The 294-nt window shown below is 70.4% G+C and carries 1 protein-coding gene; it reads left to right on the top strand.

Translation table 11 applies throughout. The features are described from left to right. A partial coding sequence (locus G5C50_RS32185; protein WP_165076198.1) for a hypothetical protein occupies nucleotides 1-294 on the top strand: 294 nt, incomplete at both ends.

Here is a 294-nt window from a genome sequence, read left to right as displayed (position 1 = left end):
GACGACCCGGCGCTCAGCAGGTGCCGACGCTGGCGGGAACTGGTGGACCGGCCGGCCGACGAGGCCGAGGCGCGGGGGCTGCTGCGGGCCGTCGTGGACGCTCAGGTCGAGCGGTTGCAAGACCGGCTGGCCGAGGTGGAGGAAGTGGAAGGAGACGACGCCTTCGAGATGGCCGAGCGAGCCTCATTCCTGGCCGGCGACGCGGGCGAACGGCTGCGACGGCTGCAGTCGGCGCGGGCTCGCGAGTTGTTTCGGGCGGTGCAGATTCTGACGAAGATGCGGAAAGATTCGACG

This window comes from Paludisphaera rhizosphaerae (assembly GCF_011065895.1).
In the GTDB taxonomy this organism is placed as follows: domain Bacteria; phylum Planctomycetota; class Planctomycetia; order Isosphaerales; family Isosphaeraceae; genus Paludisphaera; species Paludisphaera rhizosphaerae.
This window is presented reverse-complemented; position numbering and strand designations above follow the sequence as displayed.